This window comes from Paenibacillus sp. PAMC 26794 (genome assembly GCF_000316035.1).
Lineage (GTDB): Bacteria > Bacillota > Bacilli > Paenibacillales > Paenibacillaceae > Paenibacillus.
This window is the reverse complement of the sequence record NZ_ANHX01000029.1, coordinates 166,032-191,489: the sequence shown is the minus strand read 5'-3', so window position 1 is coordinate 191,489 and position 25,458 is coordinate 166,032. Positions and strand designations below refer to the sequence as shown.

Here is a 25,458-nt window from a genome sequence, read left to right as displayed (position 1 = left end):
AATCAGGAGGGTTATAATGGTTACCATTAAAGGAATCGAACTTGAAGATTTACCGGCACTAAGCCAGCTATACAATGAGTTGATGGGAATGCCTACCAATGAGCAGCAGATGAAAAAGATGTTTCATTACATACAACAGAATGGTCATTATCATGTGCTTGGGGCATTTTACAATGGCAAACTGGTTGGGTCCGTTATGGGGATTGAGTGTATGGATCTGGTGGGTCCATGCAAACCGTTCATGGTTGTGGAGAATGTGATTGTATCGGATCAGGTACGCAGGCAGGGCATTGGGCAGAGATTAATGCTCCAGATTGAACGAATTGCTAAAGATCTGGGTTGTGGTTACATGATTCTGGTGTCTGGCGATCAGCGTAAGGAAGCGCATATATTTTATGAGAAGCTGGGTTTCAAGGATGAGAAGGTTCAGGGTTACAGGAAGCATTTCTAAGAAATGGAGCTGATCTTTGTTAAACTAATGAGAACAACAGTATTGAAAAAAAAGATGTGTTTTCAAAAAAAGTACATAGGAGGTTAACACAATCATGCGTATCGTAGATAACATTAAAGTCTGGGGGGAGCCGCTGGAGAACGCCGTAAGTCAGGCGGTGACTTGCTCGCAATATGGAGATGTATTGGGTGTGGCTCTGATGGCCGACCATCACAAAGGATACTCGCAACCCATCGGTGGTGTTGTCGCTTATCGGAATATGATCAGTCCGTCAGGGGTCGGATACGATATTGCCTGTGGCAACAAGGCTGTGCGCACAAATCTGATGCGGGATGATATTCGGGATCAGATTGTAACGATTATGGATGACATCAATTCGACCATTTCTTTCGGCGTGGGTCGTAACAATCCAACACCCGTGGATCATGAACTGTTCGACGACGCGAGCTGGAAGCTGTTTGATACCATTGAACCGGGATTACAACATAAGCTGAAGACACTTGCACGCAACCAACTCGGAACTGTAGGCAGTGGCAATCATTTCGTGGATATTTTTGTAGAAGAGGCAACAGGAAAGGTATGGATCGCGAATCATTTTGGCAGTCGCGGGTTCGGTCACAAAGTGGCGAGTGGGTTCCTTAACCTTGCGGCAGGACGTCAGTTCAGCGGCAAAGCCCCTGGTGAATCGATGGATCAACCGCCTACGTTGTTTGACCTGAACAGTGAAATGGGTGATATGTATTGGGACGCAATGACTTTGGCGGGCCGATATGCCTATGCAGGACGTGACTATGTTATTGAACAGGTGCTCGGAATTCTGGGGGCAAGTGCTGAATACGCCGTACATAACCATCACAACTTTGCCTGGAAAGAACAACACATGGGTGAAGAGGTAGTTGTGGTCCGCAAAGGTGCAACACCGCTGGCACCCGGGCAACTCGGTTTTGTCGGAGGCAGTATGGGTGATATCTCGGTAATTGTGGAGGGGATCCACAGCGAGGAGAATACCGAGTCATTCCGCAGCACCGTACATGGGGCAGGGCGCACGATGAGCCGAACCCAGGCGGCTGGCAAAATGAATTACAAGCTGCGCACACGCATGGGTGGCGAGATTAACGAAGCGCAGATGCATGAGGCGATTCGTGCCTATGGTGTTGAGCTGCGGGGAGCGGGCACAGATGAAAGTCCGTTTGTGTACAAGAAGCTACAAGACGTACTGAACTCACATGCGAATACGCTGAAAATTAACCATGTGCTGCGCCCGGTAGGCGTTGCAATGGCCGGAGGTAATGAATTCGATCCATACAAGGATTAGTCATATATGTTCAACTGAACATTTACACGATAACGGAGAGGGCGGAAATAACTTGAAGAAGCGGAGCGTTCGCCTTTATCACCGGATTTCCCTTTTCCAAAAAAAAGGGAATAAAAAAATCTGGGGATAACAGCGATCGGAAAGTTATTCTGCCATCGGAGTGCCAGTGTAAATATTCATTAGTCGAACTATATATAGAGAGGGTGAACTTCATGAGAAATTGTGCGATATATAGCTCTCAGTTTGACCTGGATCAGCTGTTTGAAGTGATTCAATCCATTTATCCTGAGGGTACGATTGAACGCCGGGAAGACAAGACTCATATTCAAGTGACTCAGAAAAAATGGCTCAGTAAGAAAACCAAAGGCTTTAATATCATGACCAGCCGGACACATCCTGAGGAATTTACGACAATGATTCAGGGGATGCTTGGATTTTTGAGTCAGATTGAAGGGCGCAATGCTTCGCTCCAGGAAAAGGTATTGATCAAATGTTCCACACTCAATATGGTGGTTGGTATTGAGACGGAAGAGGACATATCGGAAGAATTCTTCGGCGAATTGTTGGGGGTGGCTGATGCGCTGGATGCTGTCATCTTCTGGGGAGGTGGATCTCTGCTGAACGCACAAGGCCAGCTATTGCTGGATGTGAATGGAGAATCTGAGGTAGAGGATTACACGGTGACAGCGCACACCAGTTTCCTTGACGGTGACAGCCCCCAGTCGGAGTATGGCATTCAACGTAAAGCGCGTTCAGAGCAACTGTTGACTGAACAAGGCATTCCGTATAATGCGAACTTGCCGGCAAGGGCCGGAGACGAGCACACCACGATTCGGAGTAAAGAGGAAGTCGCGCGTCGTGCGGTTGCCCTATGTCTTGCCGCGCTTAAAGGTGAGTGTCTGGGAGCCGGGGAAAGTGCGGATGATACCGCAGCACTGGTTCAGGAAGTGATCGACAAGTATGAGGCTGAATCCTTTTTCTCACCCGTAGAGAAGAGGTTTATCGACCAGCACGGAGCAGAGCAGCAGGAGATTATCTCCTTCTCTTGGGGATATGAAGCGTACCACGTGATGTTATGGGCGCTTGGTTATGTGAAGGAACTGGGTGCATCAACGGAGTTATGTAACGTAGGGAAGGATGTCGGCTATTTGCAACAGAAGGATAGTTTTACCGACTTTCTCTCCGCTGCATCTCTGCGCAGCAAGAGCGAGATTCTGGATGAAGCGGATCTGATCTACCGTTATAACTGGGTGTGCGTGGATAGTCGTGTGGATGACAAAACACCTCCCGCTGGCCTGAATGGTGGAGTGGCTTATGAACGTCACCGTGCATTGAACTGGCTGATCTGTTATCTGGATCAGGCGTGGGATGATGTGCGTACAGATACGTAGAACGGGATGATGTGACGACCTATTGTAATAAACAATAAACATTACACAACATACGACAATGCAAATACCCCTATAGCCGCACGAATACGGTTAAAGGGGTATTTGATATTCTGTTTTTATCCACTATGCCTTCCGAACTGTTCACGAATAATGACGTCAGCAAGAATTAACTTTTTCTCGACGTTGCTTTCTGGATTTGCTATGCGCCATAACATCTGATCCACTGCACGCGCACCGAGCAACTCCTTGTTCACATTAACTGTGGCAAGTAATGGGATATTGTCGTATAGATTATCAAATCCCGTGACAACACACTGATCGGGTACACGAATACCCATACTCTCAAGGGCTTCTATGGTGTATAGCCCATAGAAATCATTCGCACATACAAACACTTCAGGCAGGTTATCCTCACTGATCACCGAAGTGAACGTCTGGCGGAACTCATCCAATGCCTGATTACTCAACTCGGGAATCTGATGTATTTCCATCCCATGACCCATAAGCACAGAAGTGTATGCAATCCAACGTTCATAGAAGCTATGAGCATCCCCGATATTGCCAACGAACTGGAATGTTTTGAAGCCCTTGCGGAGCAAATAGAGCATGATCTCTCGCATGGATGCAAAGTTATCGGTGAATATGCTGTCACTGTGAAAAACAGGGTCCAGATGATCCACCATCACAACCGGAATACTGAGACGCTTGATTTCAAGCAGAATCGGGGTCGAGATAGAGCCAACGGTAATGATTCCACGAATGGCATCCGGGTTGAGCAGGGTAAATAGCTGGTCTGCTGAGGGTTCCGTTAAGGTCAGAATATTAATCCCTTTTTGGTTTAGCTTGGAAGAAATCCCGTTAAAGACGGGTCCCCAGTATACGGAGTCTTGATTTTGGTACCGAACATTGGGGAACAAAATCAAGATCGTTCCGCTTGAACGTGTGTTCTTCGGTTCCTGAAGTTCATGGCTGTTATACAGTTCACCAGACAACATGCTGTTATCTTTGAAATATCCAAGTTTGCCAGCGGCCTTGAGAATGACATCCCTCGTTTGATCGCTAACGCCCGATTTTCCAGACAAAGCTCGTGACACCGCGAATTTAGACAAACCCGTAAAATGTGCAATCTCCTGAATTGTTACCTTTGTCTTCATCATACCATCCTTACACTCGTAGTTCTGCCGTATTCCTTATTTGGAGCGATATCCAACGATTCTAGTATAGCATGATGTATTTCTCTTAATCTAATAACGGACAGAGAATTCAAAATGTTAGTGATGCACAGCATTTTTTGATGAACGTTTAACGTTACGGTAAGCATATTTTCAGATAGAATGACAAATTTTGTCTGATAAATTATTATTTTGTTATTTTATAAAAATAACAAAATAATAAAATTTAGTGCAACTTTCAATAAGCATGTACTTAGTGAACGCACTCGTGAATAAGCTTTAATACAGTCATATTACAGTTATATCAGCATTTTATCAGAATAATTAGAAAATGTTAACAACAAAAATGTTGACGCTTACATTTTGCTGTGTTAAATTTTGTTTGTCAAAAACAAACGAGAAAATAACAAATGGTGGTGGTTGTTTATTTTCGATTGGTTGATGAGTGGGGTTAACGATTTAGGGTGAACCATGATTGGTATGCACATTCGGGGAGGTTGTTAAAATCATGATGAGAAGATGGAATGTTCTACCTCTGGTGTTACTGGCCGTGATGCTTTTTGTATCCGCTTGCAGTGGTGGGGGGGCAGCGCAGACGGGGACCGAAGCAGAGGGAACGACGAACTCAGGTAACAGCACCGAAGTCGCTGAGACAGAGAAAGAGGGCGGAGCGGAAGAAGCTGTGGTTAATGTTCCTGATCTGGGTGGACGTGTCATCAAGGTCGCGGCCTGGTGGGACTTGAAACCGGCGGGAGAGACGGCCTCCGATAAGGCCAGACTTGATAAAATTGCAGAGGTTGAGAAGAAATACAACGTGAAACTGGAGTTTGTTAACGTACCTTTTGAAGAATACATGAACAAATTCACAACGTCTGCACTGGCTGGCGAACCGTTCGCCGACATCGTTCAGATGGAGTACAAATCCGCATTACCCGCCATCCTCAAAGGGCAACTATTGCCCATCTCCGAATTCACTACACCTGAGAATAACATCAACCAAGAGGCTAACCTGATTGCAAAATTTCCTGCCATTGCAGGCAACGAATACGCCTTCGAATCTCCAACCAGCATTGGTCTGGGACTTCACTATAACCGTGACTTGTTCAAAAAATTATCTTTGCCTGATCCTCAAGAACTGTATAACCAAGGTAAATGGGATTGGGATAAATTCATGGAACTTGCCAAACAGGCAACCAAAGATACCAATAACGACGGCAAAACTGACGTATACGGATTTTCTGGCTGGGCGCTTGATGTCGTTCGTCATTTTACCGCAGCCAATGGTGGAACAATCGTGGATGATACCAATAGCAAAGAAGGATTGTCTGATCCGAAAACGATTGAAGCTGCCGAATTTGTTAAACGCCTGTATAACGTGGAAAATGTTGTGAAGGTCAAAACCGGCGACAAAACCAATTGGGAGGAAAGCAATACTTTCAAAGATGGAGATGTAGCTCTGTTCACCGCTGCTGAATGGCAGTTGGGCGATCTCACCTTTGCGGTTGGTGTTGTGCCGATTCCGAACGGGCCACAGGGTAGCAAAGAGGTAACGTATGCAAACAACGCAGCATCAGCGAAGTTCATTCCTAAAGGTGTGGAAGATCCAAAGATCGTCTACCAAATCTATGAAGAGACCTTCGACATCCCGCAGATTGAAGAGTATCCAGGTCAAGATTATCTGGAGAGTCGTTATACCGACGAGAAGGATATTGCGATCATTCGCGAGCACATCGCCGGAACGGGCCGTATTTTGCTGGATGATGCCTACACGGGATACCCATTCGGGGATTATGTGAACGATATCATCAAAAACAATGCTTCCGTGACAGCAACAGCCGAGAAATACAAAGCACAGGCACAAGCCGCCATTGATAAACTCGGCAAACAATAACAACACTTATCACCAGCAAACGATTCAGGCAGGGGGCTCGTGTCGGCAAGGTTGCACGGAGCCCCTTTTCCTGAACCACCAAATCGGCATTGCTGGCATCAGCCTTGATGAGGAGGACTCGTAGGATGGCTGGAATTCTACAACGTAAGACATGGATATTGTCCACAGTAATCATCGTGGCGGCAGCCTGCATCATTCTATATGTAACTTCCGGCGCTGATGGAAAAAGTGCAAACATTCCACCTGGCAGTCTGCCTGCCATTGAAGTGGATGCAGTCTTGCAGCAGACCCGGCAGAAAAAGGGATACGAACAGTATCGATCCGGAACGGATCAGGCTACACAGCCGAATGTGGACATCACCATTGAAGCAGGAGATTACATAAAAGCCGAAGGTGAAGACGTCCGCAAACTGACTAATTATGAGGGAATGGATGGTGTATCTCTCCATACCGGAGAGACCGGACAAGTTGATTGGACCATTATCGTGCCGGAGACCGGGCTGTATAACCTGTCCGCTACCTATTATCCCGTTGAAGGCAAGAGTTCGGCCATTGAGCGTGCATTGTACATTGATGGTGAACTTCCTTTTGCAGAAGCCGCCTATTTGCAGTTTGACCGGGTGTGGGCCAATGAGAAAGATGTTGTGGAGCAGGACAATCAAGGCAATGACCTACGCCCGAGACAAGTGGAGCAACCACGCTGGATGGAAGAAACGTTTCAGGACTCAGACGGGTACGAACAGGCTCCATTCAAGTTTTATTTGGAAAAAGGGGAACACACGCTAACACTAAAATCATCGCGTGAACCCATGGTGATTCGGTCCATTCGTCTTTTCAATGAGAAGACAGCTGTTCCTTACGCGGAGACTGCAGGGGCACAACAATCGGACTCCTCTGGGCAGCCGAAGGATGTACTGATTCGCATTGAAGGAGAAGCCGCGATTGCCAAATCTTCACCTACGTTATACCCGACCAGCGAAAGGTCAAGTTCTGCTGTATCTCCTTATAGCGCTTCCCAGGTACGCATCAATACGATTGGCGGCTTTAACTGGCGTCTGCCAGGACAATGGATTGAATGGGAAGTGGATGTGCCGGAAAGTGGACTGTATCATATCGGTTTTACCGCACAGCAGAATTTTGTAAAAGGCATCTATTCTACACGCAAACTGACCATCGATGGTGAAGTTCCGTTTGCAGAGATGGCGAAAGCACCTTTCCGTTATCAAAGTGACTATCGTATTGACGTGATGGGCGGCAAGGAAGCATACAAGTTTCAATTGGACAAAGGAAAACATGTGCTGCGGCTGGAGAACAGCCTCGGTGACTTTGCACCTCTTATCCGCAATGTGGAGGACAGTCTGTACAACTTGAACTCCATGTACCGACGCATTCTGATGATAACAGGCACGAAGCCTGATGAATTCCGGGATTATCGGGTGGAAAAACAGATCCCGAACCTGCTGGAAGTATTCAGCGGAGAAAGTAAACGTCTCAAGGACGTGGCTGCACAGCTTCGTCTCCTGTCAGGACAGTCCAGCGATCAGGAAGCCTTGATTAAGACGATGGCGCTGCAACTGGACGAGATGATTGACAAGCCAGATACCATTCCAAGACGGCTTGCGGCTTATAAAACCAATACAGGCGGTCTCGGCACATGGGTGCAGCAGGCACGAGAGCAGCCCCTTGAAATCGATGCACTGTACGTCACTTCGATTGACCGCGATATTCCTGGAACAGGTATGGGGCCACTTGCCAAGCTTGGTCATGAAGCGAAGATATTCTATCATTCGTTCTTCATTGATTATAACCAGATTGGTAATGTAGCTACATCTGAAGATCAGCGTACGGTAACCGTCTGGATTGGTAGCGGACGTGACCAGGCGAATACGATGAAAGCGATGATTGACAAGACCTTCACACCAGACAGTGGCATTAACGTCAATCTGAAGCTGGTGAATATGGGAACCTTGCTGCCAGCGACCTTGTCTGGTGAAGGACCGGATGTAGCGATGCAGATAGGTAATGATCTGCCGGTGAACTTTGCGATGCGGAACTCGGCTGTAGATCTGACGCAATTCAGTGATTATAGCACCGTGGAACGGGAGTTCAGGGAAAGTGCAATCGTGCCGTATGCCTATGATTCAGGCGTATATGCCCTGCCGGAAACGCAAACCTTTAACATGCTGTTTTATCGTAAAGACGTGCTCGAAGAACTCGGACTTGAAGTGCCTCAGAACTGGGAAGATGTCGAAGCTCTGCTCGCGATTCTGAGCAAAAATCATATGGAATTTGGTATGCCGATTGTGACTCAAGCGAATATGCAGGGTGTCAATATTCCGCCGAACTCTCAGTATGCCACGATGCTGCTTCAGAACGGCGGCGCCTTCTATCGTAACGATGACAAGGAGTCGGATCTGGATTCAAGGGTCGGAATTAAGACGTTCAAGCAGTGGACGGAGTTCTATACCGATTACAAGTTAGAGCGGGAATATGATTTTGCCAACCGTTTCCGGACAGGACAGATGCCTATCGGACTAACGGATTACACCATGTACAACCAATTGTCCGTATTTGCACCGGAGATTCGCGGACAATGGGGATTCGTTCCTGTCCCGGGAACCGTTCAAGCAGATGGTACCTTGAATCGGGACGTACCGGGTGGAGGTAGCGCAGTCATGATGCTGGAGGGTGCCAAAGATCAGGATGCGGCGTGGGAGTTCATGAAGTGGTGGACCAGTACACCGATTCAAGCTGAATTCGGGCGGGAGATGGAAGGGCTGATGGGTGCCGCTGCCCGGTATCCAACGGCCAACATCAAGGCGCTGGATTCCCTGCCGTGGCCTGCGGAGGATTACGCCAATCTCAAGGCACAATTCGAAACGGTGAAGGGCATTCCTGAAGTACCCGGTGGTTATTTTACAGGCCGCCATCTGTTCAATGCATTTTACAAAACCGTTGTTGGCCAAGTGGAAGCCAGGGAATCCATCATGGATTATACCCAATATATTCAGGACGAGATTCGAGTCAAACGTAATGAATTTGGTCTTCCGTAAGCAGAGGGAGGGTTAATCGTGCCACAAATATCACTCCGAGACGGACAAAACAGTCCTCCTGAGAAAGCGTCAAGGATGGGCATGAAATCGTGGTGGAGCTGGAAGCTCCAGGAAATGAAGGCCAGCAAACATTCCTATGTTCTGCTTGCACCTTATATGCTCCTGTTCCTCATGTTTACCGTGATTCCGGTTGTCATCTCGATCATACTCAGCTTCACCTACTTTAACATGCTGGAATTCCCGCGTTTTATTGGCTGGCAGAACTATACTCGCCTGTTTCTGGAGGATGATGTATTCCTGATTGCAATCAAGAATACGTTGTTGTTCGCCATCATTACCGGACCGATCAGTTATATTGCTTGCTTTGTCTTCGCGTGGATCATTAATGAGTTAACACCGAAATGGAGAGCGTTCATGACGCTGATCTTCTACGCGCCCTCCATTTCGGGCAATGTGTATTTTATCTGGCTGATGATCTTCTCGGGAGATCGTTATGGTATTGCCAATGGGCTGTTGATCAAATGGGGTTTTCTGCTGGAGCCAATCCAGTGGCTGAAGACGGAAGCCTATATTATGCCTATTCTCATTCTCGTGCAGCTATGGCTGAGTCTCGGAACCGGATTTCTTGCGTTTATCGCTGGTTTGCAGACGGTGGACCGGACATTGTACGAAGCGGGAGCGGTGGATGGGATCAAGAATCGCTGGCAGGAACTATGGTACATTACCCTGCCTTCGATGCGTCCACAGTTGATGTTCGGCGCAGTCATTCAGCTCACAATCTCGTTTGCCGTGGCCGATGTGTCAATCGCACTGGCCGGGTTCCCAAGTGTAAACTATGCAGCAGAGACTGTGGTGACCCATTTGATCGACTTTGGTACAACGCGGTTTGAGATGGGATACGCATCGGCAATTGCCACCGTGCTGTTCATGATTATGGTGGGCACCAACTTGCTGGTACAGAAACTGCTTCGAAGGGTGGGAGAATAGCTATGGCTGCAATTGCGACAGGCAAAAAACGCGTGAATCGCTCGCTATCGGGAAGCCTCTCCCTGTTTGCCCTTCTGCTCGTATTTGGTGCCTTTATGGTGCTGCCGTTGATCTATGCGATCAACAATGCATTCAAACCATTGGATGAGATCTTCACCTTTCCACCAACACTATTTGTCAAAAATCCCACGTTCAGCAACTTTACGGATCTGCTGAATCTGCTGAGTGACTCGTGGGTACCGTTCTCACGTTATATATTCAACACGGTCTTTATCACAGGCATCGGAATCGTAGGCCATGTGCTGCTGGCTTCCGCAGCGGCGTACCCGCTTGCCAAACACAAGTTTCCGGGCAAAGTATTCATGTTCCAAGTGGTCGTACTGTCACTGATGTTCACACCTGCGGTGACGGCCATTCCGAACTATATGATCATGTCTTGGCTCGGATGGATTGACACGTACTGGGCTGTTATTATTCCGGCATTTGCCTATTCACTGGGGTTGTATCTAATGAAACAGTTCATGGAGCAGATCCCGGATGCGCTGCTGGAAGCAGCCAAGATTGATGGTGCCAGTGAATACCGGATCTTCTGGTCCATTGTCATGCCCAATGTGAAGCCAGCCTGGCTTACATTGATCATTCTGCTGTTCCAGATGTTATGGGGCAGTGATGGCAATGGATACATCTACAGCGAGCAGCTCAAGACCCTGCATTATGCAGCAGGTCAGATTATTCAGGGCGGAATATCCCGGGCAGGAGCCGGTGCTGCGGTAGCACTGATTTTGATGAGTGTGCCGATCACGCTATTTATTTTCTCTCAGAGCCGAATCATTGAGACGATGGCGAGCTCGGGCATGAAGGATTAAGGGGGAACGATATGGCACGCACAGTGAAAAGATGGCTTGTTCTCCTGGCGGCAGTATCTCTGTTGCTGGTGAATGCCGTGCCTGCGGCGGCCTCCCCGGCGCCGTATGAGAGTTATAACTACAACTACTGGAAAGAGGCTGTACCTTCACCGGATGCCTATCTGCCCGAGAGTACCATATCTGGCCGTGACCTCGGCATTAGTGAGTTCAAAGACCCCGGTGATGTGAACGTTTCTCCCTCCGGGTTGATCTACATTTTGGATAGCGGCAACAGCCGAATTGTTGTATTGGACCCAGGCTTTAAGCTGCTGCGCGTCATCGATGGATTCACGATGGATGGTAGCAAGGAGACCTTTAACCTTCCAGGTGGATTGTTTGTAGATGAAGAAGAACGCATATATGTCGCCGATACAGGAAACAGTCGTGTGGTTGTCCTTGATGGAGAGGGGACGCTGATACAAACCATCACAAAGCCTGAGTCGGATATCCTATCGACCCAATTCCAGTTCCAGCCTTTGAAACTGACGGTGGACCATGTAGGCCGAGTGTATGTTGTGGCGCAGGGGGTCTACGAAGGGATTATGCAGTTTGACGAGAGTGGGAAATTTATCGGATACGTCGGTACCAACAAAGTGGAGCGGGACTACGGCGAATATATCTGGCGCATGTTGTCCACCAAAGCCCAGCGCGCACAGATGGTCCTCTTTGTCCCAACGGAGTTCTCCAATACGGATATTGACCACAAAGGATTCGTGTATGCGACGAATATTGATCCCGGCTCGAATGAACCGATCAAGCGGCTTAACCCGTCTGGCGAAGATGTACTGAAGCGGTTTGGTTATTATGACGTCAAAGGCGATATCCGGTTCCGCAACAATCCGGGTCCCTCCAAACTGATTGATGTGAAAGTGCTGGGTAACGGCATGTACAGTGCATTGGATGCGACACAAAACCGGGTGTTCACGTACGACGATGAAGGTCATCTGCTCTACATATATGGTGGCAAAGGAAATCAGGTGGGCACGCTCAAAACACCTGTCGCGATTGAACAATCGGGTGAGCATCACTTGATTCTGGATCGGGGCAAGAACAACCTTGTTGTCTATGAGCCGACCCGTTTTGGTGCCCGTGTGAATGAAGCGGTGGCACTCCACTATCTGGGCGAGGACACAGAGGCCGTGAATAGTTGGAGAGAAGTGCTTAAGCTGAATGCTAACTATGACATCGCTTATATCGGTATCGGCAAGTCCTTATTAATGGAGAAGAAAAACGAGGAAGCGCTAAGTTACTTCGAACTTGGGATGGATCGCAAGAGTTATTCTGTGGCGTTTAAGAGGCATCGGCGGGAGATGATGAAGGAACATTTTGGTACATTCCTGACCGCTGCGATCGCGCTGATTGTCATTCTGATCCTGACCCGGGTAGCAGTTAAATGGAGACGGAGGAGGCAGGTTGATCGTGAAGCAGGATTTCATTAAGTTTCCGCTGCATCTCATTTTTCACCCCATTGATGCATTCTGGGACCTCAAGTCGGATAACCGGGGACGGCTGTTTGTTGCTTTTGCAGCGTTGGCGCTTACCATTGTTATGATGATTTTGCAAAAGCAGTACGCAGGATTTCTCGTTAATTACATCGATCCTCGTACGATTAACAGCATCATCGAGATCGCAACGGTTGCAGTACCTTTCTTTCTATGGTGCATGGCCAACTGGGCAGTAACAACTTTGATGGAAGGGGAAGGCAAGTTCAGGGAAATCGTTCTGGCGACAGGTTACTCGCTCATTCCGGTTATTCTGATCTATGCCCCAATGATCGTGATCAGCCGCTTCATGGTACAGGAGGAGACTGCTTTTTATTATCTTTTTAATAGCATCGCGTTTTTCTGGTTTGTACTGCTTCTGTTCATTGGCATGATGACGGTGCACCAGTACACCGTGATTAGGACGATCATTACGATGGTGCTGACACTCATTGTGATGGGCATTATTGTATTCCTTGGCGCACTGGTCTTCAGCATGCTGCAACAGCTGTACGAATTCGGTTATAACATTTACCGCGAGTTGATTTTTCGGACCTAAAGGAGGCGGCATCCGTGAACAAAAGGCAACGATTATATACGGTGCTGGCTGGTGGTGCAGCTGTAATCATGATTGCAACCGGGCTGCTGTATATAAACAACAGGGGGGTTCCTGCCGTAGAAGCCGCGGCTTATCTGGATACGACAACCACAGCCATGCCCGTCACGGAGGAACCGTTGCAGTTCCTTAGCGACTCTTCGCAGGGTGTGCCTGGCATGCAGCTGGTCGCTGAAGATCAGGGACTGGCCCTGTACTATAACGAGGTGACAACGGAAATTGCAGTACGTGACGGGAAAAGTGGAGAGATCTGGTACAGTAACCCGAAAGAACGGGCTGAGGACGGTCTTGCTTCCGCGTATGAAAAAGAGGTGCTGTCCTCCCAGCTGAATGTGTCTTTCCGAGATGCGATGGGCACACTGGAGAACTTTCCCAATTTCAGTTCGAGTATTAGCAACAAACAATTCACAGTGGGCCAGATCGATCAGGGGATTCGGGTGAACTATACACTTGGGGATACATCACTTGGTATTGATGCGCTGCCTAAACTGATTAGCAAACAGCGTCTGGAGGAGAAAGTGCTCTCCAAGCTGGAGACTACAGTCGCTAGATACACGTCTGCCCGTTATTATCCAACCAAGAGCAATCCGGATATTCTGGAACGGCTGGATGGACAGATTTCGAAGCAACTTGTACTGAACAAGATGCTGGGTGCCTTTGAGACGGCGGGTTATACCGCGGACGATCTGGCTTTTGACAATCAGGAGAATGGAGTCGAAGGCGGAGGAGTATCGGATAAGCCCAGCTTTGTCATTTCTGTGGAATATCGACTTGAGCAGGGGGCACTCGTTGTGACTGTACCTCTGAGCCAAATAGAAGAAAGTGGGCAATACCGCATTCGGAACATTGATTTGCTCGCTTATTTTGGTGCAGCGGATACAAAGGGCGAGGGTTACATGCTCGTGCCTGACGGTTCCGGCAGCCTGATCCATCTGAACAATGGGAAAACTCAAGAAGAGCAGTATGTACAGCGCGTATACGGCGCAGACCCCAATGATAATTCGCTCAGTCGTCCTCAGGTGAGTGAATCCGCGTATATGCCTGTGTTTGGTCTGAAGAACGGGGAGAATGCCTGGTTTGCAGTCATTGAAAAAGGGGACGGCATGGCCAGTATCTCTGCGGACATAGGAGGCAGACAGAATAGTTACAACCATGTGCATGCGACCTTCTCCCTGCGCGGGGAGGATGAGCTGGAGATGTACACCTCGCAGAAAATGCAGGAGATCCAGCTGCTTAGCGAAGAACCTTTCCGTGGAGATATTCAGGTCCGTTATCATTTCCTTCATGGAGAAGATGCCAGTTACTCGGGTATGGCACGCCTGTATCAGCAGCAGTTGATAGAGCAGGATGTACTGAAGCCGCTCGCAGAACAGACGGAGTTGCCGTTTTATGTGGATGTGTTTGGTGCAGTGGACAAAAAGGCTTCGTTCCTGAGTGTGCCCTATCGGACCACCTTAGCCATGACGACGTACGAACAGGCCACCGAAATGGCGGCGAAGTTACAGCAGGAAGGTGTGAACCGCGTACAAATGCGGTATCAGGGATGGTTTGGCGGTGGCATCAGCCATCATACGCCAACCCGGGTGAAGTTGGACAGTAAAGTAGGTAGTCGTTCCGAGCTACAAGCGTTGTCCGCTAAGCTGGAGCAGTCGGGTGGAGCTCTGTTCCCGGATGTGGCTTTCCAGCACATGTATCACGATGATATGAGCTTTGCTCCTTCCTCGGATGCGGCTCGGTTTGTAACGAAGGAGACAGCGGAACTGTATCCATACAATCCTGCACTTAATCGCATGGATCAGAGTAGGGACAGCTATTATTTGCTCTCAGCGGCCAAGCTTCCTTATGTGGTGAGTGAGTTTGCTGACAAATTCAATCAACTGGACCTTGGTGGATTATCCCTTCGTGATCTTGGGCAGGTCCTGACTTCAGATTATCGGGATAGTCGGGTGATTCATCGGGAGACGGCGAAGAACATTGTGAAGGAGCAGCTGGGCAAGCTGGAACAGTCCTATCCGAACCTGATGATATCTGCTGCAAATAGCTATGCTTGGGGAAGTGCGCAACATGTTGTAAATGTGCCCGCAGGATCGAGTCGGTTCAATATTACCGATGAAGAAGTTCCTTTTTATGGGATGGTCATTCATGGATACATGAACTATGCCGCATCTCCGATGAATACGTCGGGGGATCAGGATCTCCGCAAACAGTTGCTACGCAGTCTGGAACTCGGAGCAGCTCCGTATTTTCAATGGACCTATGAACCATCATCCAGGCTAAAGCTGACGGATTATGATTCGGCCTACGCAACGGAGTATGCATATTGGGTGGATGATGCCGTTGCCTTGTATAAGCAGGCCAATGAAGTGCTGGGAAATCTGGCGAATGAGCAGATTCTCAAGCATGAACGCATTCAGGATGGCGTTGTCCGGATCACCTATACTGGGGGTACATCCATCCTTGTGAATTACAATGCGGATGCAGTAACCGTGGATGGAACAACGGTTGGCGGGACGGACTATGTGGTGGGAGGAGTGAACCGATGAGAACCATTCGATTATCGCTGAAGTCACGGAGAGCGCTGCTTGGACTTGCATTTATATCGCCGTGGCTGATCGGTTTCATCTTCCTCTTTGCCACACCGCTTCTGCAATCGATTCGGTTCAGCCTGAGTAACCTGTCTGTTGCTCCGGGCGGATACGTTCTGGAATACGTTGGATTTAAAAATTTCAAGGATGCGCTTCTGGTTGATGCGACGTTCAACCGGATTCTGGTCGACTCGGTTGGAGCGATGGTACTGAATGTGCCGATGATTTTGTTCTTCAGTCTGTTTACGGCGACACTGCTTAACCAGAAGTTCAGAGGCAGAACGATGGCACGTGCAATCTTTTTCCTGCCGGTAATTCTGGCTTCCAGTGCAGTCGCAGCAGCCGAGTCTGCGGGATTAATCAATCTGATGGGGGATGCGAGTGCGGTGGATGCATCAGCCGATGGCGGTGCTTCGTTCAACGTGGTATCCATTGTGCGGATGCTGGCGGATGTGGGATTACCGATGGCCTATGTGGATTACATTGTAGAAGCCATCATGCGGATCTATGAGATTATTAGCAGCTCTGGCGTTCAGATTTTGATCTTCCTCGCCGCGTTGCAATCGGTGCCGGGATCGATGTACGAGGTTGCGAAGATCGAAGGGGCGACAGCTTACGAATCATTCTGGAAAATTACATTTCCCATGGTCAGTCCGTTGATTCTGACAAATGTCATCTATACGATCATTGATTCATTTGCCGGGAGTCCAGTCACACAGGCCATCTACCAAACCGCATTCAAAACGCAGAACTTTGGCTTAAGCTCGGCGATGTCCTGGCTGTATACACTGGTGATTGGTCTTGTATTGATCATAGTAGGCTGGGTGTTGTCACGGCGGGTTCACTACAACTGACGGTTAACATTAAGGGAGGCTTCAGATTATGGCTGCATCAGGGACAGATCGCATGGTGGTAGTTCCGAAGCAGAATTATCACATGCATCGGGTGCGAAACAAAACATCGGATCTTCTCTATTCCATATTCAGATATGCACTGGTCATCGGCATTTCATTTATTATTTTGTACCCGTTATTTCTCAAAGTGTCAGTTGCGTTCAAGGATAAACAGGATATTTACAATCCAACGATTTATATGATTCCTCAGCATTTTACGCTGGATAATATCCGGCTAGCGGCGCAAGTGTTGGATTACCTGCCTCTGTTGGCGAACACGTTATTGTTCGTTACCATCACGACGCTTCTGACAGCGATATCCTGTGCACTTGCCGGATACGGCTTCGCCCGGTTTTCGTTTCCGGGTAGCAATGTGCTCTTTTTGCTGGTGATTCTGACAATTCTGGTGCCGACAAGTACGCTCATGGTGCCGATGTATCTGCATTTCCGCAGCTTTGACTTTATGGGCATCATTCAGTTGTTCTCGGGAAAGAATGGAATCAATCTGCTGAATACGTATTGGCCTTCCATGATTACGGCGGCTACAGCGGGAGGACTGAAGGCGGGGTTGTTCATCTATATCTTCCGTCAGTTCTTCAAGGGCATGCCAAAGGAAATCGAGGAGGCCGCACTGATTGACGGCGCAGGTGGATTCAAAACGTTTGCTCGAATCATGCTGCCCAATGCAATCTCGCCGCTGATTACGGTCATTTTGTTCTCGTTTGTATGGCAGTATAACGATACCTTTTATTCGGCATTATTCATGAGTGAAAGTCCACTGATCTCACTGAAGGTGGCTTCTTTACCGGCTCAGGCGAACCAATTGATTCCGCAGCTGATGGGCTTTGGCTCGAACTCGGGCATCAAGGCCGATCCGAACTATGTGGCGATGATTGTGGATACAGGCATTTTGCTGGCTATTGCACCGCTGATTATTTTGTATCTGTTTGTGCAACGTTATTTCGTGGAGAGTATTGAACGTTCTGGTGTAGTGGGTTAATCAGGTCTGTTATAAGGGTTGCAGTACATTTGTGATTTGATGATGTGATCCTGTATTGTTGTTGGTGTTGTTGTTTGGAGGGGAACTTGAATTGGAATCAATGAAGCGTTAGTATTCGCTGTAAGAATTCATGCGAATACTAACGCTTCATTTGTTGGTAGCGCACATATGTAAGTGGAACCGATCACCCTAGAAGTTGAACAATCATTTAGTTTGACGGGTGTAGCATAGCTTGGATATTGGTATGTAAAGTCACGCTGGAAGTGAATAAAATGTACGATTGATTCACTGTGCGGATCAGAATCCTCTCGCTTGTGCCATTGACTGGACCGATCCGAATGGCGGATGGTTCGCTGCCACCGTACGTATCATCCAGGGTGACCGATGTGATATGTGTGATGGGAATTTCAATTTTGGAGAACTGCCAGCGGATGACCAGTTGATCTTCTACTTTTTTCACGTTAACACCAAACATAGGATGACCTCCTGTTGTGATTCAAATTATTGAAGTAATCTCGTATGTCCAGTTTATCATATTTTGGATAAAATTACCTTATTAATAATAAAGAGTGACGATCTCTATCAACTGATTTCGAAAGCCCAAATCTATCCTGTGCAAAGGAGGAGAATGTATGAACAACTGGAATGCCTATCATTATTTTGAACAAAGTCTTGGTCCTTTCAGAAATCTCTCCAGCCTGTCTGCGGATGAAGCAGAAACAGTTACCCAGAAGATTCGTCTTCAGGGACGGAACTTTGCAAGTCGGCGACCCGCAGATTACATGACAATTCGCAGAACACTTGAACAAAGGGCTTATGAGCAGTTTGTTGCCAAAGGTGGGAAGCCGGTACAATCATATCCCCATTATCTGACGCTCGGTGCATGCGAGTGGCTGTTGTCCTGGTATTCAGAACCCGATCATGTAATCATTCCGTGGGTTGACCTTCCAGTTGAAGTTGTGAGTTTTACCTGCGGGGACTTGTTTCCAACAATGAGGTTTGACGATGCTAAACCTTATCGTAAGCAGATCTATACCAAGGATGAAATCATGGAAGTTATTCAGTTCTATGGTTGGCCTCAGGACTGGAACCGTAAAGGTGATAAGGGGCCGGAACGATATATTGAGGTACAAGTCTGGGACGAACGTATTATCCAACCGTGCACACGTGACTGAGCCCATTATGAAGAAATTTGATTTTATCATCGATCCCAAGAAGTGATCATGCGGAGATATCAGTGTACGATATCGAGGGTGGGATATTTGAGTAAAACATACAGGATTAACCATGATACATATCGAATACAAATAGAGAAATTAGAAAACTTATACTCCAACACAAAGGGTGTGTCACATGACGAATCTATTCGAACATTGTTCAGGTCAAACATTATCTGCCAACCTGGGATGGCTGAACGAGCCAACAGATTGGTCCATTGAAGACGGCAAAGTAACGATAACCGTTTCGCCAATCAGTGACTTTTTCATTGATCCGGGAGGTGAGCCGGTGAAAGCTTCAGCTCCATTTTTACATACGATAGTCAAGGGAGATTTCAGCATCGTCACTCAAGTACAGGTGGACATGAAAGAACAGTATGACTCCGGCTGCCTGATGGTGAGGGTGGATGATACGAATTGGGCTAAAGTCTGCTTTGAGTATTTTGAAGAACAGCCGTCCATTCTTAGTGTTGTTACTCGTGGTAACTCGGATGATTGTGTATCAGCACCTGTAGACGTTAATAAGCCTTATTTACGTGTAGCCCGGGCAGGCAACAGCTTTGCTTTCCATTATTCTCAAGATGGAGAGAAGTGGAAGCTCGTTCGTTATTTCGGACTCGACTGCCCGGAAGAGATCAAAGTTGGCATTGTTGCCCAATCCCCCATTGGGCAGGGGACGACGGTTACTTTTACCAATGTACAGCTTCAACATGGAGTGACCGGAAGTGTTCGCCGGGTAAAATAATCGGACAAACGAGAGCACAACAGGACAGGTTATGGCGTTGTTTTTCAGTTATATTAGACATCAAGGAGTGATTATTACATGAACTGGATCAACGCATTACAGGTCGCTATTCAATATATGGAAGACCACTTACTCGAAAATATGACGATGGAGCAGATTGCAGCGCAGGCCCATATCTCTCCTTTTCATTTTCAGCGTACCTTTGCCTTATTAACAGATGTTACTGTGGGCGAATACATAAAACGCAGACGGTTGACACTGGCGGCACATGAGCTGCTTCAAAGTGATCACAAAATCATTGATCTGGCGTTTAAATACGGTTACGACACACCAGAATCCTTCTCCAAAGCATTTCGTAGACAACATGGGATCGCACCTAGTGAGGCTCGTAAGAATGGTAACGCTATCCAATCGTATAATCGTCTGGTGATTCAAGTGAGTCTAAAAGGAGCAGAACCGATGAAATATAAAATCGTTGAACATCCCGAATTTACGTTGGTCGGAGTAGAGCAGACTTTCTCATATGCAGATGGAGAACATCTGCAAGGCATCGGGAAGATGTGGCAGGAAGCGTGGACGAGCGGTACAGAGGATCGTTTATTTGAACTGAACAACGGGGATATTCCAGGTTTACTCGGTGTCGTTGTGGATCAGAGTGAAATTCAGGAGAAACAGATGCAATACTGGATTGCTACGACTTACGATGGTGAAGTACCGGAAGGATTATCAAGCTTCACCATGCCTGCTTCCAAATGGAGTGTATTTGAAGTAGAAGGCCCGATGCCTGAAAGTATGCAGCTTCTGTGGAAACGGATTATTTCGGAATGGTTTCCATCCAACCCGTATGAGCACGCATATATGCCGGAGCTGGAAGTATACCCGGGCCCCAATCAACCGCCACAAATCTGGATACCGATTAAATAAATTTTAACCGTTACGAACTCGATCATTGTAGCCCATAAACATTCGGATAACCGAAGCTGTTTATGGGTTATTTGGTTGTGATTAATCAGAGATTCGAAGTTGTACAGAGGATGTTCAAGCGTTGTTCATTTTATTGCAGATAGGTAAACATGATATATTGGAACGAAGGTTAACAGCAATAAGAGGACAACGAGGTATACCGCAGGAGGCAGATATGTTATATGAGAACCCATTCATTCAGACGATCATCCAACACGAGCAATTAATGCATGACCTGCGGAGAGTTCGTAGTCTCCATTTGCCTCAAAGTTACATAGGTGCAGGATATATTCGTAATTATATCTGGGATGTTCTGCATGGATATGATCTTCGTGAACTTCACAGCGATATTGATGTTGTCTATTATGATGCGCAAGACTTGCGTGAGGAGCGAGACATACAGCTCGAACAACAGCTTCGTGAGGAGACGGGCAATTCAAAGTGGTCGGTCAAAAAGCGCTGGCAGGAACAATGGCCGCAACTAACGATAATAACAGCTTGAATAATAAGTGATTTGCGGAATAGCGGGTACAAGAAGGAGTGTCTACGGATTTGATAAAAAAGTTCTTACAAAAAAATGGACTGATCATTGATCTTGTCCTGTTGGCATGTTTTGTGGCATTTCTGGCCTTCTGGGGCCAAAGATTCCCAGTCATGTTTTTCGGAATGATCACGGTGGCTTTTATCGTGCTAAGACGGATCGACTATCAGAAGCATGTTATTCTGAAACGGATTATCCTTACCGGATTTGGCGTGGTTGCCGTCTCTTTTGTCATTATTGAAGCCCTTGTATTCACACAGCTTGGTGCGAATGATCCGGAAGAAGCGGACTATGTTATCATTCTGGGTTCGGGTATCCGTGGAACGGAATTGTCATTGACCCTGAAACAAAGGTTGGATGCCAGTCTGGACTACATTCGCAGCCATCCTCAGACACCGGTCATTGTATCGGGTGGGCAGGGACCTGGAGAATCCATTCCTGAAGCGCTTGCCATGAAAAACTATTTGATTGAACAGGGGATTAACCCCGCCCAAGTCATTATGGAAGATCGCTCCACAAGTACACAGGAGAATTTGGCCTTTTCCAAAAAAATCATTCTTGAATCCGGGTTAGAGCACCCCGAGATCATGATTGTCACCAGTGACTATCATATGTTTCGATCCAAGTATATCGCTGCCAAGAACGGTTATGCGGCAGAATACGGCATATCTGCCCCGTCACCGGGTTATCTGAAACCCGTCAACATGATCCGTGAATATTTTGCTACGATCAAAACATTTATCTAATGCACATGACAGAAAAACGGAAACAGGACGAAGCGGAGATCTATGATCTATGCTTCGTCCTGTTTGCATATAAGGATGGCTATTGCTTCTTAACGATAGGTTATTTTTCTGAAGGAGCAGGTACAGTTACTGAAACCTTATCCCCAGGGAGAGCTACCATTTCAGGAGATTCACCGGTAAAAGGAACAGTGGCTGATGCTACAACTTTAGCCTCAGAAGGTTCAGTAGTAGAAGGAACAGTAGCAGCCGGAACTGTCACAGCTTCGGAAACTTCATCCTCAGGGAGAGCCACGATCTCAGGAGTTTCGGAAGTAGAAGGAGCAGTTACAGCTTCGGAAATTCCGACCTTGTTGGGAGAAGCTACGATTTTAGGAGAGCCATCCGTAGAAGGAACAGGCACAGCTTCAGTAGCATGGGCCTCTACTTTAACCGTATGGTTTGATGCCCATACGGCGGTGGACGTACTTACTCCTGTAATAAGCAGGAGGGCTCCCATACTTATCATCCAATGTTTCTTTTTCAGTTTCTTTACATTAAACATAATCATCAATCTCCTTTTTAATTGTTTGCCTTCACCCGATAGGGACGAACAAAATTGAGCAGGCATTTGCTTGGTTCCCGCCATCACATTTAAAATTGTCTCACCATATCGTCTTCGCTCTTCATGGGACATCTCTTTCACCACATCTTCATCACAGGCCAACTCGCTCCAGGTATGAATGTCCCGGCGAATCATATGAATCAGGGGATTGAACCAGTGCAGGGCACTAACCCCCAAGGTCAAAGCCTTGACCCACAGATCTTTATGTTTTAGATGTAACAACTCATGATGAATTACCATGCTGATGTCCATTTTCACCGTATTTTCGGGTGGCAGATATATCGTGGGTTTAAACAAGCCAACCAGTATAGGGCTTCGTACTAGCGTGCTGTGAGCAAGCGTGATATTGCGTTTGAGACCCAAAGCCTCTTTGATTAATGGTAGCTGTATAGCTGCTTCACTATGACAGAGGACCGGGGTACGTGTACGAGATAAATCATTCAAAAATCTTCTATAACAGTACACCTGCCATGCAGAAAAACTGATGACTCCAATACCCCAGACGCATAACAAGAACCAGGCTGTGGTTACCGAGATGGTTTGTTCCGGGATAAACGTTTCTGCAAGTACACCCGAAGCTGCTGCATTCTCCGTACCTGGTATAGTTGATGTCGTTTGGAATGCAATATCCAAAAGCCATGAAAGTCCAAGAGATACCGGGAAGAGATAAAACAAGATAGCCAGTTTACCGAGTCTGTAGAGCCACTTGGTCGGAAAAACAGATACGGGTATAAGTCGTAGTGCCAAAATACAAACAGAAACGATACTTCCCGCCACGGTCAGGTTGCACAGAATTTCAAAAAAGATATTCATCATCTGCACCTACTTTTCCGAAAGCCATTTTTTCAGTTCTGAAATGTCATCGTCTGAAAGCTTGTCACCGTCATACATGGCCGAAACCAAATTCTTGACTGAACCTTGATAGAGTCCATCAAGAACATGCTGCGTTTCCTGTAGTTTGTAATCTTCGGGCTTTAGAAGAGGCTCATAATCATTGGTCCGTCCGCGTCTCGTAACGGTAAGAGCGCCTTTATCCACCAACCGCGACAGAAAGGTAGACATGGTCTGCGCTTTCCACGCTTTCCCCTTCTCAGCGAATATGTCTAATAGTTCTGTGGAGGTGACCGGTGGGGCGCATGACCATATAACAACCATTAACTCCATTTCAGTTTCGGATAATTTTTGAATCTGGTTCACAGTGAACACTCCTTAACATCGTTATGCGTCCATAACGATTGTATTACTACACTACGTAGTACGTATAAACTACTACAACTTGTAGTGGATAGTCAAGTTATCCTGATAGATGATTGCCAAACCATGTTATAATATAGGTCATTAATAGAAGAACGATGTAGGAGTGAATGATTATTACAGCATATCAATTACCTGCTCTTTATGAGCAGAAGCGAGTTTCAATGCAAGCGATGGAAGAGATTGTACGCCTGTTGGCGCAGGCACCACTATTATATGATGATGGACAGGGCATCCAGGTTCAGGATTACATGGGAGGCTTGGAGGTCGAACTTGAACATGAGGTACGCCGTGCAGTGACCGAGTTGTACGAACTAGCTGTTCAGGCCTGCCGGGTCTTCGCCGATCCATTGGCGTACGAGCAACTTCAGGATGCGCTTGGGTTACAGGCTGAGTTATGGCAGGAGGAAGTGCTTACTCTTGCAAAGTGGATGGACTGGCTGAAGCAGATCAGTGAAGGAAAGAGAACACTGCCGGAGTACAACTTTACAGCCATGCTTGGCAATCTGCCAGATGGATTCATGATCCATGATTTTTATGATGAACTCCGATATCAGCTGGAACAAAACCCTGCAAACGCATGGGCTATCGAAGAGCGGGATCGCATGTACGCAGCCTTGGGTGCGAATTAAATCAAACCAACGGGTCACCGGCGGTGTTAATCTAATATCTGCATTTTGCATGCATAGAAACATTCCAATCTATATCTTGCGAATTCTTTACCCAGTATGGGAAATGAGGGGATACCGTGAAGAAGGTTGTATTAGCTGGTGGAACGGGATTTGTCGGACAGGATTTTGCCCAAAGGTTCAGAAAGCTGGGGTATGAGGTGTTAATTATCTCGCGTCAGCCCGGTCATATTGCCTGGGAGGATCGTGCAGGAATTATAGGGGCACTGGAAGAAGCAGAAATGTTGATTAACCTGGCAGGTAAATCGGTGAACTGCCGTTATACGGATGAGAATCGCAAAGTCATTCTGGAATCCAGAACCCGTACAACGCGCATTCTCGGGGAAGCCGTCCTGGCTTGTAATCATCCTCCCGAACTATGGATTAATTCGAGTACAGCGACCATATACAGACATGCTGAAGATCGTCCCATGACGGAAAAAGAGGGCGAGATTGGCTCTGGATTCTCGGTCGACGTTGCCAAGGCATGGGAACAGGCTTTCTTTGAATTCAGTCTGCCGTCTACGCGTCAGATTGCACTGCGGATCGCGATTGTGCTGGGTGAGGGCGGCGTGATGGTGCCCATGACGAACCTCGTCCGTTTTGGACTGGGAGGATCTCAAGGCGCAGGAACACAGCAGTTCAGCTGGATTCATATCGAGGATCTCTTCCGCATGGTGATCTATCTGCAAGAGCAACCACACTTAAATGGTGTGTTCAATGCGTCCTCTCCGCATCCCGTGACGAATCGGGAGCTAATGGCGCGTCTGAGAGAACAGATGGGTGTTCGGATCGGACTACCTTCTCCTCGATGGATGCTTGAAGTGGGCGCACGTTTTATTCAGACCGAGACGGAACTGGTTCTCAAAAGTCGTTGGGTAATTCCTGAGCGATTGGAGAGGGAAGGATTCACTTTCACATACGGTACGCTAGATGCCGCACTTGCCGAGATTTTGAATAAGAAGAAATGACACTTCATACAA

Annotated in this window: 23 protein-coding genes; 19 read left to right on the top strand and 4 right to left on the bottom strand. The window is 47.3% G+C overall.

From position 1 onward, the window contains the following. Window positions 1-16 precede the first annotated feature (16 nt). The 3 genes from D829_RS0115005 (at window position 17) to D829_RS0114995 (ending at window position 3,157) form a co-directional block, all read left to right on the top strand. The gene (locus D829_RS0115005; protein ID WP_017689726.1) at window positions 17-451 is read left to right on the top strand and encodes a GNAT family N-acetyltransferase; all 435 of its coding nucleotides are present in this window, start codon (window positions 17-19) and stop codon (window positions 449-451) included. A 94-nt stretch (window positions 452-545) separates the two neighbouring features. After that, window positions 546-1,766, top strand: coding sequence for an RtcB family protein (locus tag D829_RS0115000; RefSeq protein WP_017689725.1), 1,221 nt, complete (start codon window positions 546-548; stop codon window positions 1,764-1,766). A 212-nt stretch (window positions 1,767-1,978) separates the two neighbouring features. Further along, window positions 1,979-3,157 carry a DUF4272 domain-containing protein gene (locus D829_RS0114995; RefSeq protein WP_017689724.1) on the top strand — a complete coding sequence of 393 codons (1,179 nt, stop codon included), beginning with the start codon at window positions 1,979-1,981 and terminating at the stop codon, window positions 3,155-3,157. A gap of 116 nt (window positions 3,158-3,273) precedes the next feature. Here the strand turns inward: D829_RS0114995 and D829_RS0114990 are convergent, their stop codons facing one another. Then, entirely contained in the window at window positions 3,274-4,314 is a 1,041-nt protein-coding gene (locus D829_RS0114990) for a LacI family DNA-binding transcriptional regulator (protein WP_235193769.1), read from the bottom strand. A gap of 523 nt (window positions 4,315-4,837) precedes the next feature. Between D829_RS0114990 and D829_RS0114985 the strand changes: the two genes are divergently transcribed. The 9 genes from D829_RS0114985 (at window position 4,838) to D829_RS0114945 (ending at window position 17,740) form a co-directional block, all read left to right on the top strand. Beyond that, complete coding sequence (locus tag D829_RS0114985; RefSeq protein WP_017689722.1) at window positions 4,838-6,220, top strand: extracellular solute-binding protein; 1,383 nt, start codon at window positions 4,838-4,840, stop codon at window positions 6,218-6,220. 125 nt (window positions 6,221-6,345) lie between these two features. After that, complete coding sequence (locus D829_RS0114980; protein WP_017689721.1) at window positions 6,346-9,273, top strand: extracellular solute-binding protein; 2,928 nt, start codon at window positions 6,346-6,348, stop codon at window positions 9,271-9,273. Window positions 9,274-9,348: 75 nt separating this feature from the next. Then, complete coding sequence (locus D829_RS0114975; RefSeq protein WP_017689720.1) at window positions 9,349-10,260, top strand: sugar ABC transporter permease; 912 nt, start codon at window positions 9,349-9,351, stop codon at window positions 10,258-10,260. Between the two features lie 2 nt (window positions 10,261-10,262). Next, complete coding sequence (locus tag D829_RS0114970) at window positions 10,263-11,126, top strand: carbohydrate ABC transporter permease (RefSeq protein ID WP_017689719.1); 864 nt, start codon at window positions 10,263-10,265, stop codon at window positions 11,124-11,126. 11 nt (window positions 11,127-11,137) lie between these two features. Beyond that, window positions 11,138-12,604, top strand: coding sequence for an NHL repeat-containing protein (locus tag D829_RS0114965; RefSeq protein WP_017689718.1), 1,467 nt, complete (start codon window positions 11,138-11,140; stop codon window positions 12,602-12,604). Next, window positions 12,585-13,205, top strand: coding sequence for a YIP1 family protein (locus D829_RS0114960; protein ID WP_017689717.1), 621 nt, complete (start codon window positions 12,585-12,587; stop codon window positions 13,203-13,205). Before D829_RS0114965 ends, D829_RS0114960 begins: the two co-directional genes overlap by 20 nt. Window positions 13,206-13,219: 14 nt before the next feature. Then, window positions 13,220-15,805: a DUF5696 domain-containing protein gene (locus D829_RS0114955; RefSeq protein ID WP_017689716.1), complete on the top strand. Its 2,586-nt coding sequence runs from the start codon at window positions 13,220-13,222 to the stop codon at window positions 15,803-15,805. Next, window positions 15,802-16,701 carry a sugar ABC transporter permease gene (locus D829_RS0114950; protein WP_017689715.1) on the top strand — a complete coding sequence of 300 codons (900 nt, stop codon included), beginning with the start codon at window positions 15,802-15,804 and terminating at the stop codon, window positions 16,699-16,701. The genes D829_RS0114955 and D829_RS0114950 overlap by 4 nt, the downstream gene beginning before the upstream one ends. Before the next feature lie 28 nt (window positions 16,702-16,729). Continuing rightward, window positions 16,730-17,740, top strand: a complete 1,011-nt coding sequence (locus D829_RS0114945) for a carbohydrate ABC transporter permease (protein ID WP_017689714.1) — start codon at window positions 16,730-16,732, stop codon at window positions 17,738-17,740. Window positions 17,741-17,948: 208 nt separating this feature from the next. Here the strand turns inward: D829_RS0114945 and D829_RS0114940 are convergent, their stop codons facing one another. Then, the gene (locus D829_RS0114940; protein WP_017689713.1) at window positions 17,949-18,215 is read right to left on the bottom strand and encodes a hypothetical protein; all 267 of its coding nucleotides are present in this window, start codon (window positions 18,213-18,215) and stop codon (window positions 17,949-17,951) included. Window positions 18,216-18,372: 157 nt separating this feature from the next. Between D829_RS0114940 and D829_RS0114935 the strand changes: the two genes are divergently transcribed. The 5 genes from D829_RS0114935 to D829_RS0114915 all read left to right on the top strand — a co-directional run bounded on the left by D829_RS0114935 (window position 18,373) and on the right by D829_RS0114915 (window position 21,952). Then, entirely contained in the window at window positions 18,373-18,915 is a 543-nt protein-coding gene (locus tag D829_RS0114935; RefSeq protein ID WP_017689712.1) for a hypothetical protein, read from the top strand. A gap of 178 nt (window positions 18,916-19,093) precedes the next feature. Beyond that, on the top strand, window positions 19,094-19,702 hold the full coding sequence (locus tag D829_RS0114930; protein WP_017689711.1) for a DUF1349 domain-containing protein: 609 nt from the start codon (window positions 19,094-19,096) through the stop codon (window positions 19,700-19,702). Between the two features lie 78 nt (window positions 19,703-19,780). Beyond that, window positions 19,781-20,626 carry an AraC family transcriptional regulator gene (locus D829_RS0114925; RefSeq protein ID WP_017689710.1) on the top strand — a complete coding sequence of 282 codons (846 nt, stop codon included), beginning with the start codon at window positions 19,781-19,783 and terminating at the stop codon, window positions 20,624-20,626. A gap of 214 nt (window positions 20,627-20,840) precedes the next feature. After that, the gene (locus tag D829_RS31120) at window positions 20,841-21,167 is read left to right on the top strand and encodes a nucleotidyltransferase family protein (protein WP_017689709.1); all 327 of its coding nucleotides are present in this window, start codon (window positions 20,841-20,843) and stop codon (window positions 21,165-21,167) included. Window positions 21,168-21,217: 50 nt separating this feature from the next. Beyond that, on the top strand, window positions 21,218-21,952 hold the full coding sequence (locus D829_RS0114915) for a YdcF family protein (protein WP_017689708.1): 735 nt from the start codon (window positions 21,218-21,220) through the stop codon (window positions 21,950-21,952). A 100-nt stretch (window positions 21,953-22,052) separates the two neighbouring features. On the opposite strand, the gene D829_RS0114910 is transcribed toward D829_RS0114915, so the two are convergent. Together D829_RS0114910 and D829_RS0114905 are read right to left on the bottom strand one after the other, a co-directional pair. Then, window positions 22,053-23,369, bottom strand: coding sequence for a M56 family metallopeptidase (locus D829_RS0114910; RefSeq protein WP_152417037.1), 1,317 nt, complete (start codon window positions 23,367-23,369; stop codon window positions 22,053-22,055). A 6-nt stretch (window positions 23,370-23,375) separates the two neighbouring features. Further along, on the bottom strand, window positions 23,376-23,750 hold the full coding sequence (locus D829_RS0114905; protein WP_017689706.1) for a BlaI/MecI/CopY family transcriptional regulator: 375 nt from the start codon (window positions 23,748-23,750) through the stop codon (window positions 23,376-23,378). Window positions 23,751-23,917: 167 nt separating this feature from the next. Here D829_RS0114905 and D829_RS0114900 point away from each other — a divergent pair, with 167 nt between their 5' ends. Both D829_RS0114900 and D829_RS0114895 read left to right on the top strand, forming a co-directional pair. Then, on the top strand, window positions 23,918-24,439 hold the full coding sequence (locus D829_RS0114900) for a hypothetical protein (protein WP_017689705.1): 522 nt from the start codon (window positions 23,918-23,920) through the stop codon (window positions 24,437-24,439). A 116-nt stretch (window positions 24,440-24,555) separates the two neighbouring features. After that, window positions 24,556-25,446: a TIGR01777 family oxidoreductase gene (locus tag D829_RS0114895; protein WP_017689704.1), complete on the top strand. Its 891-nt coding sequence runs from the start codon at window positions 24,556-24,558 to the stop codon at window positions 25,444-25,446. Window positions 25,447-25,458: the final 12 nt, after the last annotated feature.

Bases quoted from the DNA above. Each gene is read 5' to 3' on its own strand.
- D829_RS0115005 (WP_017689726.1), top strand. From the start codon at position 17: ATGGTTACCATTAAAGGAATCGAACTTGAAGATTTACCGGCACTAAGC.
- D829_RS0115000 (WP_017689725.1), top strand. From the start codon at position 546: ATGCGTATCGTAGATAACATTAAAGTCTGGGGGGAGCCGCTGGAGAAC.
- D829_RS0114995 (WP_017689724.1), top strand. From the start codon at position 1,979: ATGAGAAATTGTGCGATATATAGCTCTCAGTTTGACCTGGATCAGCTG.
- D829_RS0114990 (WP_235193769.1), bottom strand. From the start codon at position 4,314: ATGATGAAGACAAAGGTAACAATTCAGGAGATTGCACATTTTACGGGT.
- D829_RS0114985 (WP_017689722.1), top strand. From the start codon at position 4,838: ATGATGAGAAGATGGAATGTTCTACCTCTGGTGTTACTGGCCGTGATG.
- D829_RS0114980 (WP_017689721.1), top strand. From the start codon at position 6,346: ATGGCTGGAATTCTACAACGTAAGACATGGATATTGTCCACAGTAATC.
- D829_RS0114975 (WP_017689720.1), top strand. From the start codon at position 9,349: ATGGGCATGAAATCGTGGTGGAGCTGGAAGCTCCAGGAAATGAAGGCC.
- D829_RS0114970 (WP_017689719.1), top strand. From the start codon at position 10,263: ATGGCTGCAATTGCGACAGGCAAAAAACGCGTGAATCGCTCGCTATCG.
- D829_RS0114965 (WP_017689718.1), top strand. From the start codon at position 11,138: ATGGCACGCACAGTGAAAAGATGGCTTGTTCTCCTGGCGGCAGTATCT.
- D829_RS0114950 (WP_017689715.1), top strand. From the start codon at position 15,802: ATGAGAACCATTCGATTATCGCTGAAGTCACGGAGAGCGCTGCTTGGA.
- D829_RS0114945 (WP_017689714.1), top strand. From the start codon at position 16,730: ATGGCTGCATCAGGGACAGATCGCATGGTGGTAGTTCCGAAGCAGAAT.
- D829_RS0114940 (WP_017689713.1), bottom strand. From the start codon at position 18,215: ATGTTTGGTGTTAACGTGAAAAAAGTAGAAGATCAACTGGTCATCCGC.
- D829_RS0114935 (WP_017689712.1), top strand. From the start codon at position 18,373: ATGAACAACTGGAATGCCTATCATTATTTTGAACAAAGTCTTGGTCCT.
- D829_RS0114930 (WP_017689711.1), top strand. From the start codon at position 19,094: ATGACGAATCTATTCGAACATTGTTCAGGTCAAACATTATCTGCCAAC.
- D829_RS0114925 (WP_017689710.1), top strand. From the start codon at position 19,781: ATGAACTGGATCAACGCATTACAGGTCGCTATTCAATATATGGAAGAC.
- D829_RS31120 (WP_017689709.1), top strand. From the start codon at position 20,841: ATGTTATATGAGAACCCATTCATTCAGACGATCATCCAACACGAGCAA.
- D829_RS0114910 (WP_152417037.1), bottom strand. From the start codon at position 23,369: ATGATGAATATCTTTTTTGAAATTCTGTGCAACCTGACCGTGGCGGGA.
- D829_RS0114900 (WP_017689705.1), top strand. From the start codon at position 23,918: ATGATTATTACAGCATATCAATTACCTGCTCTTTATGAGCAGAAGCGA.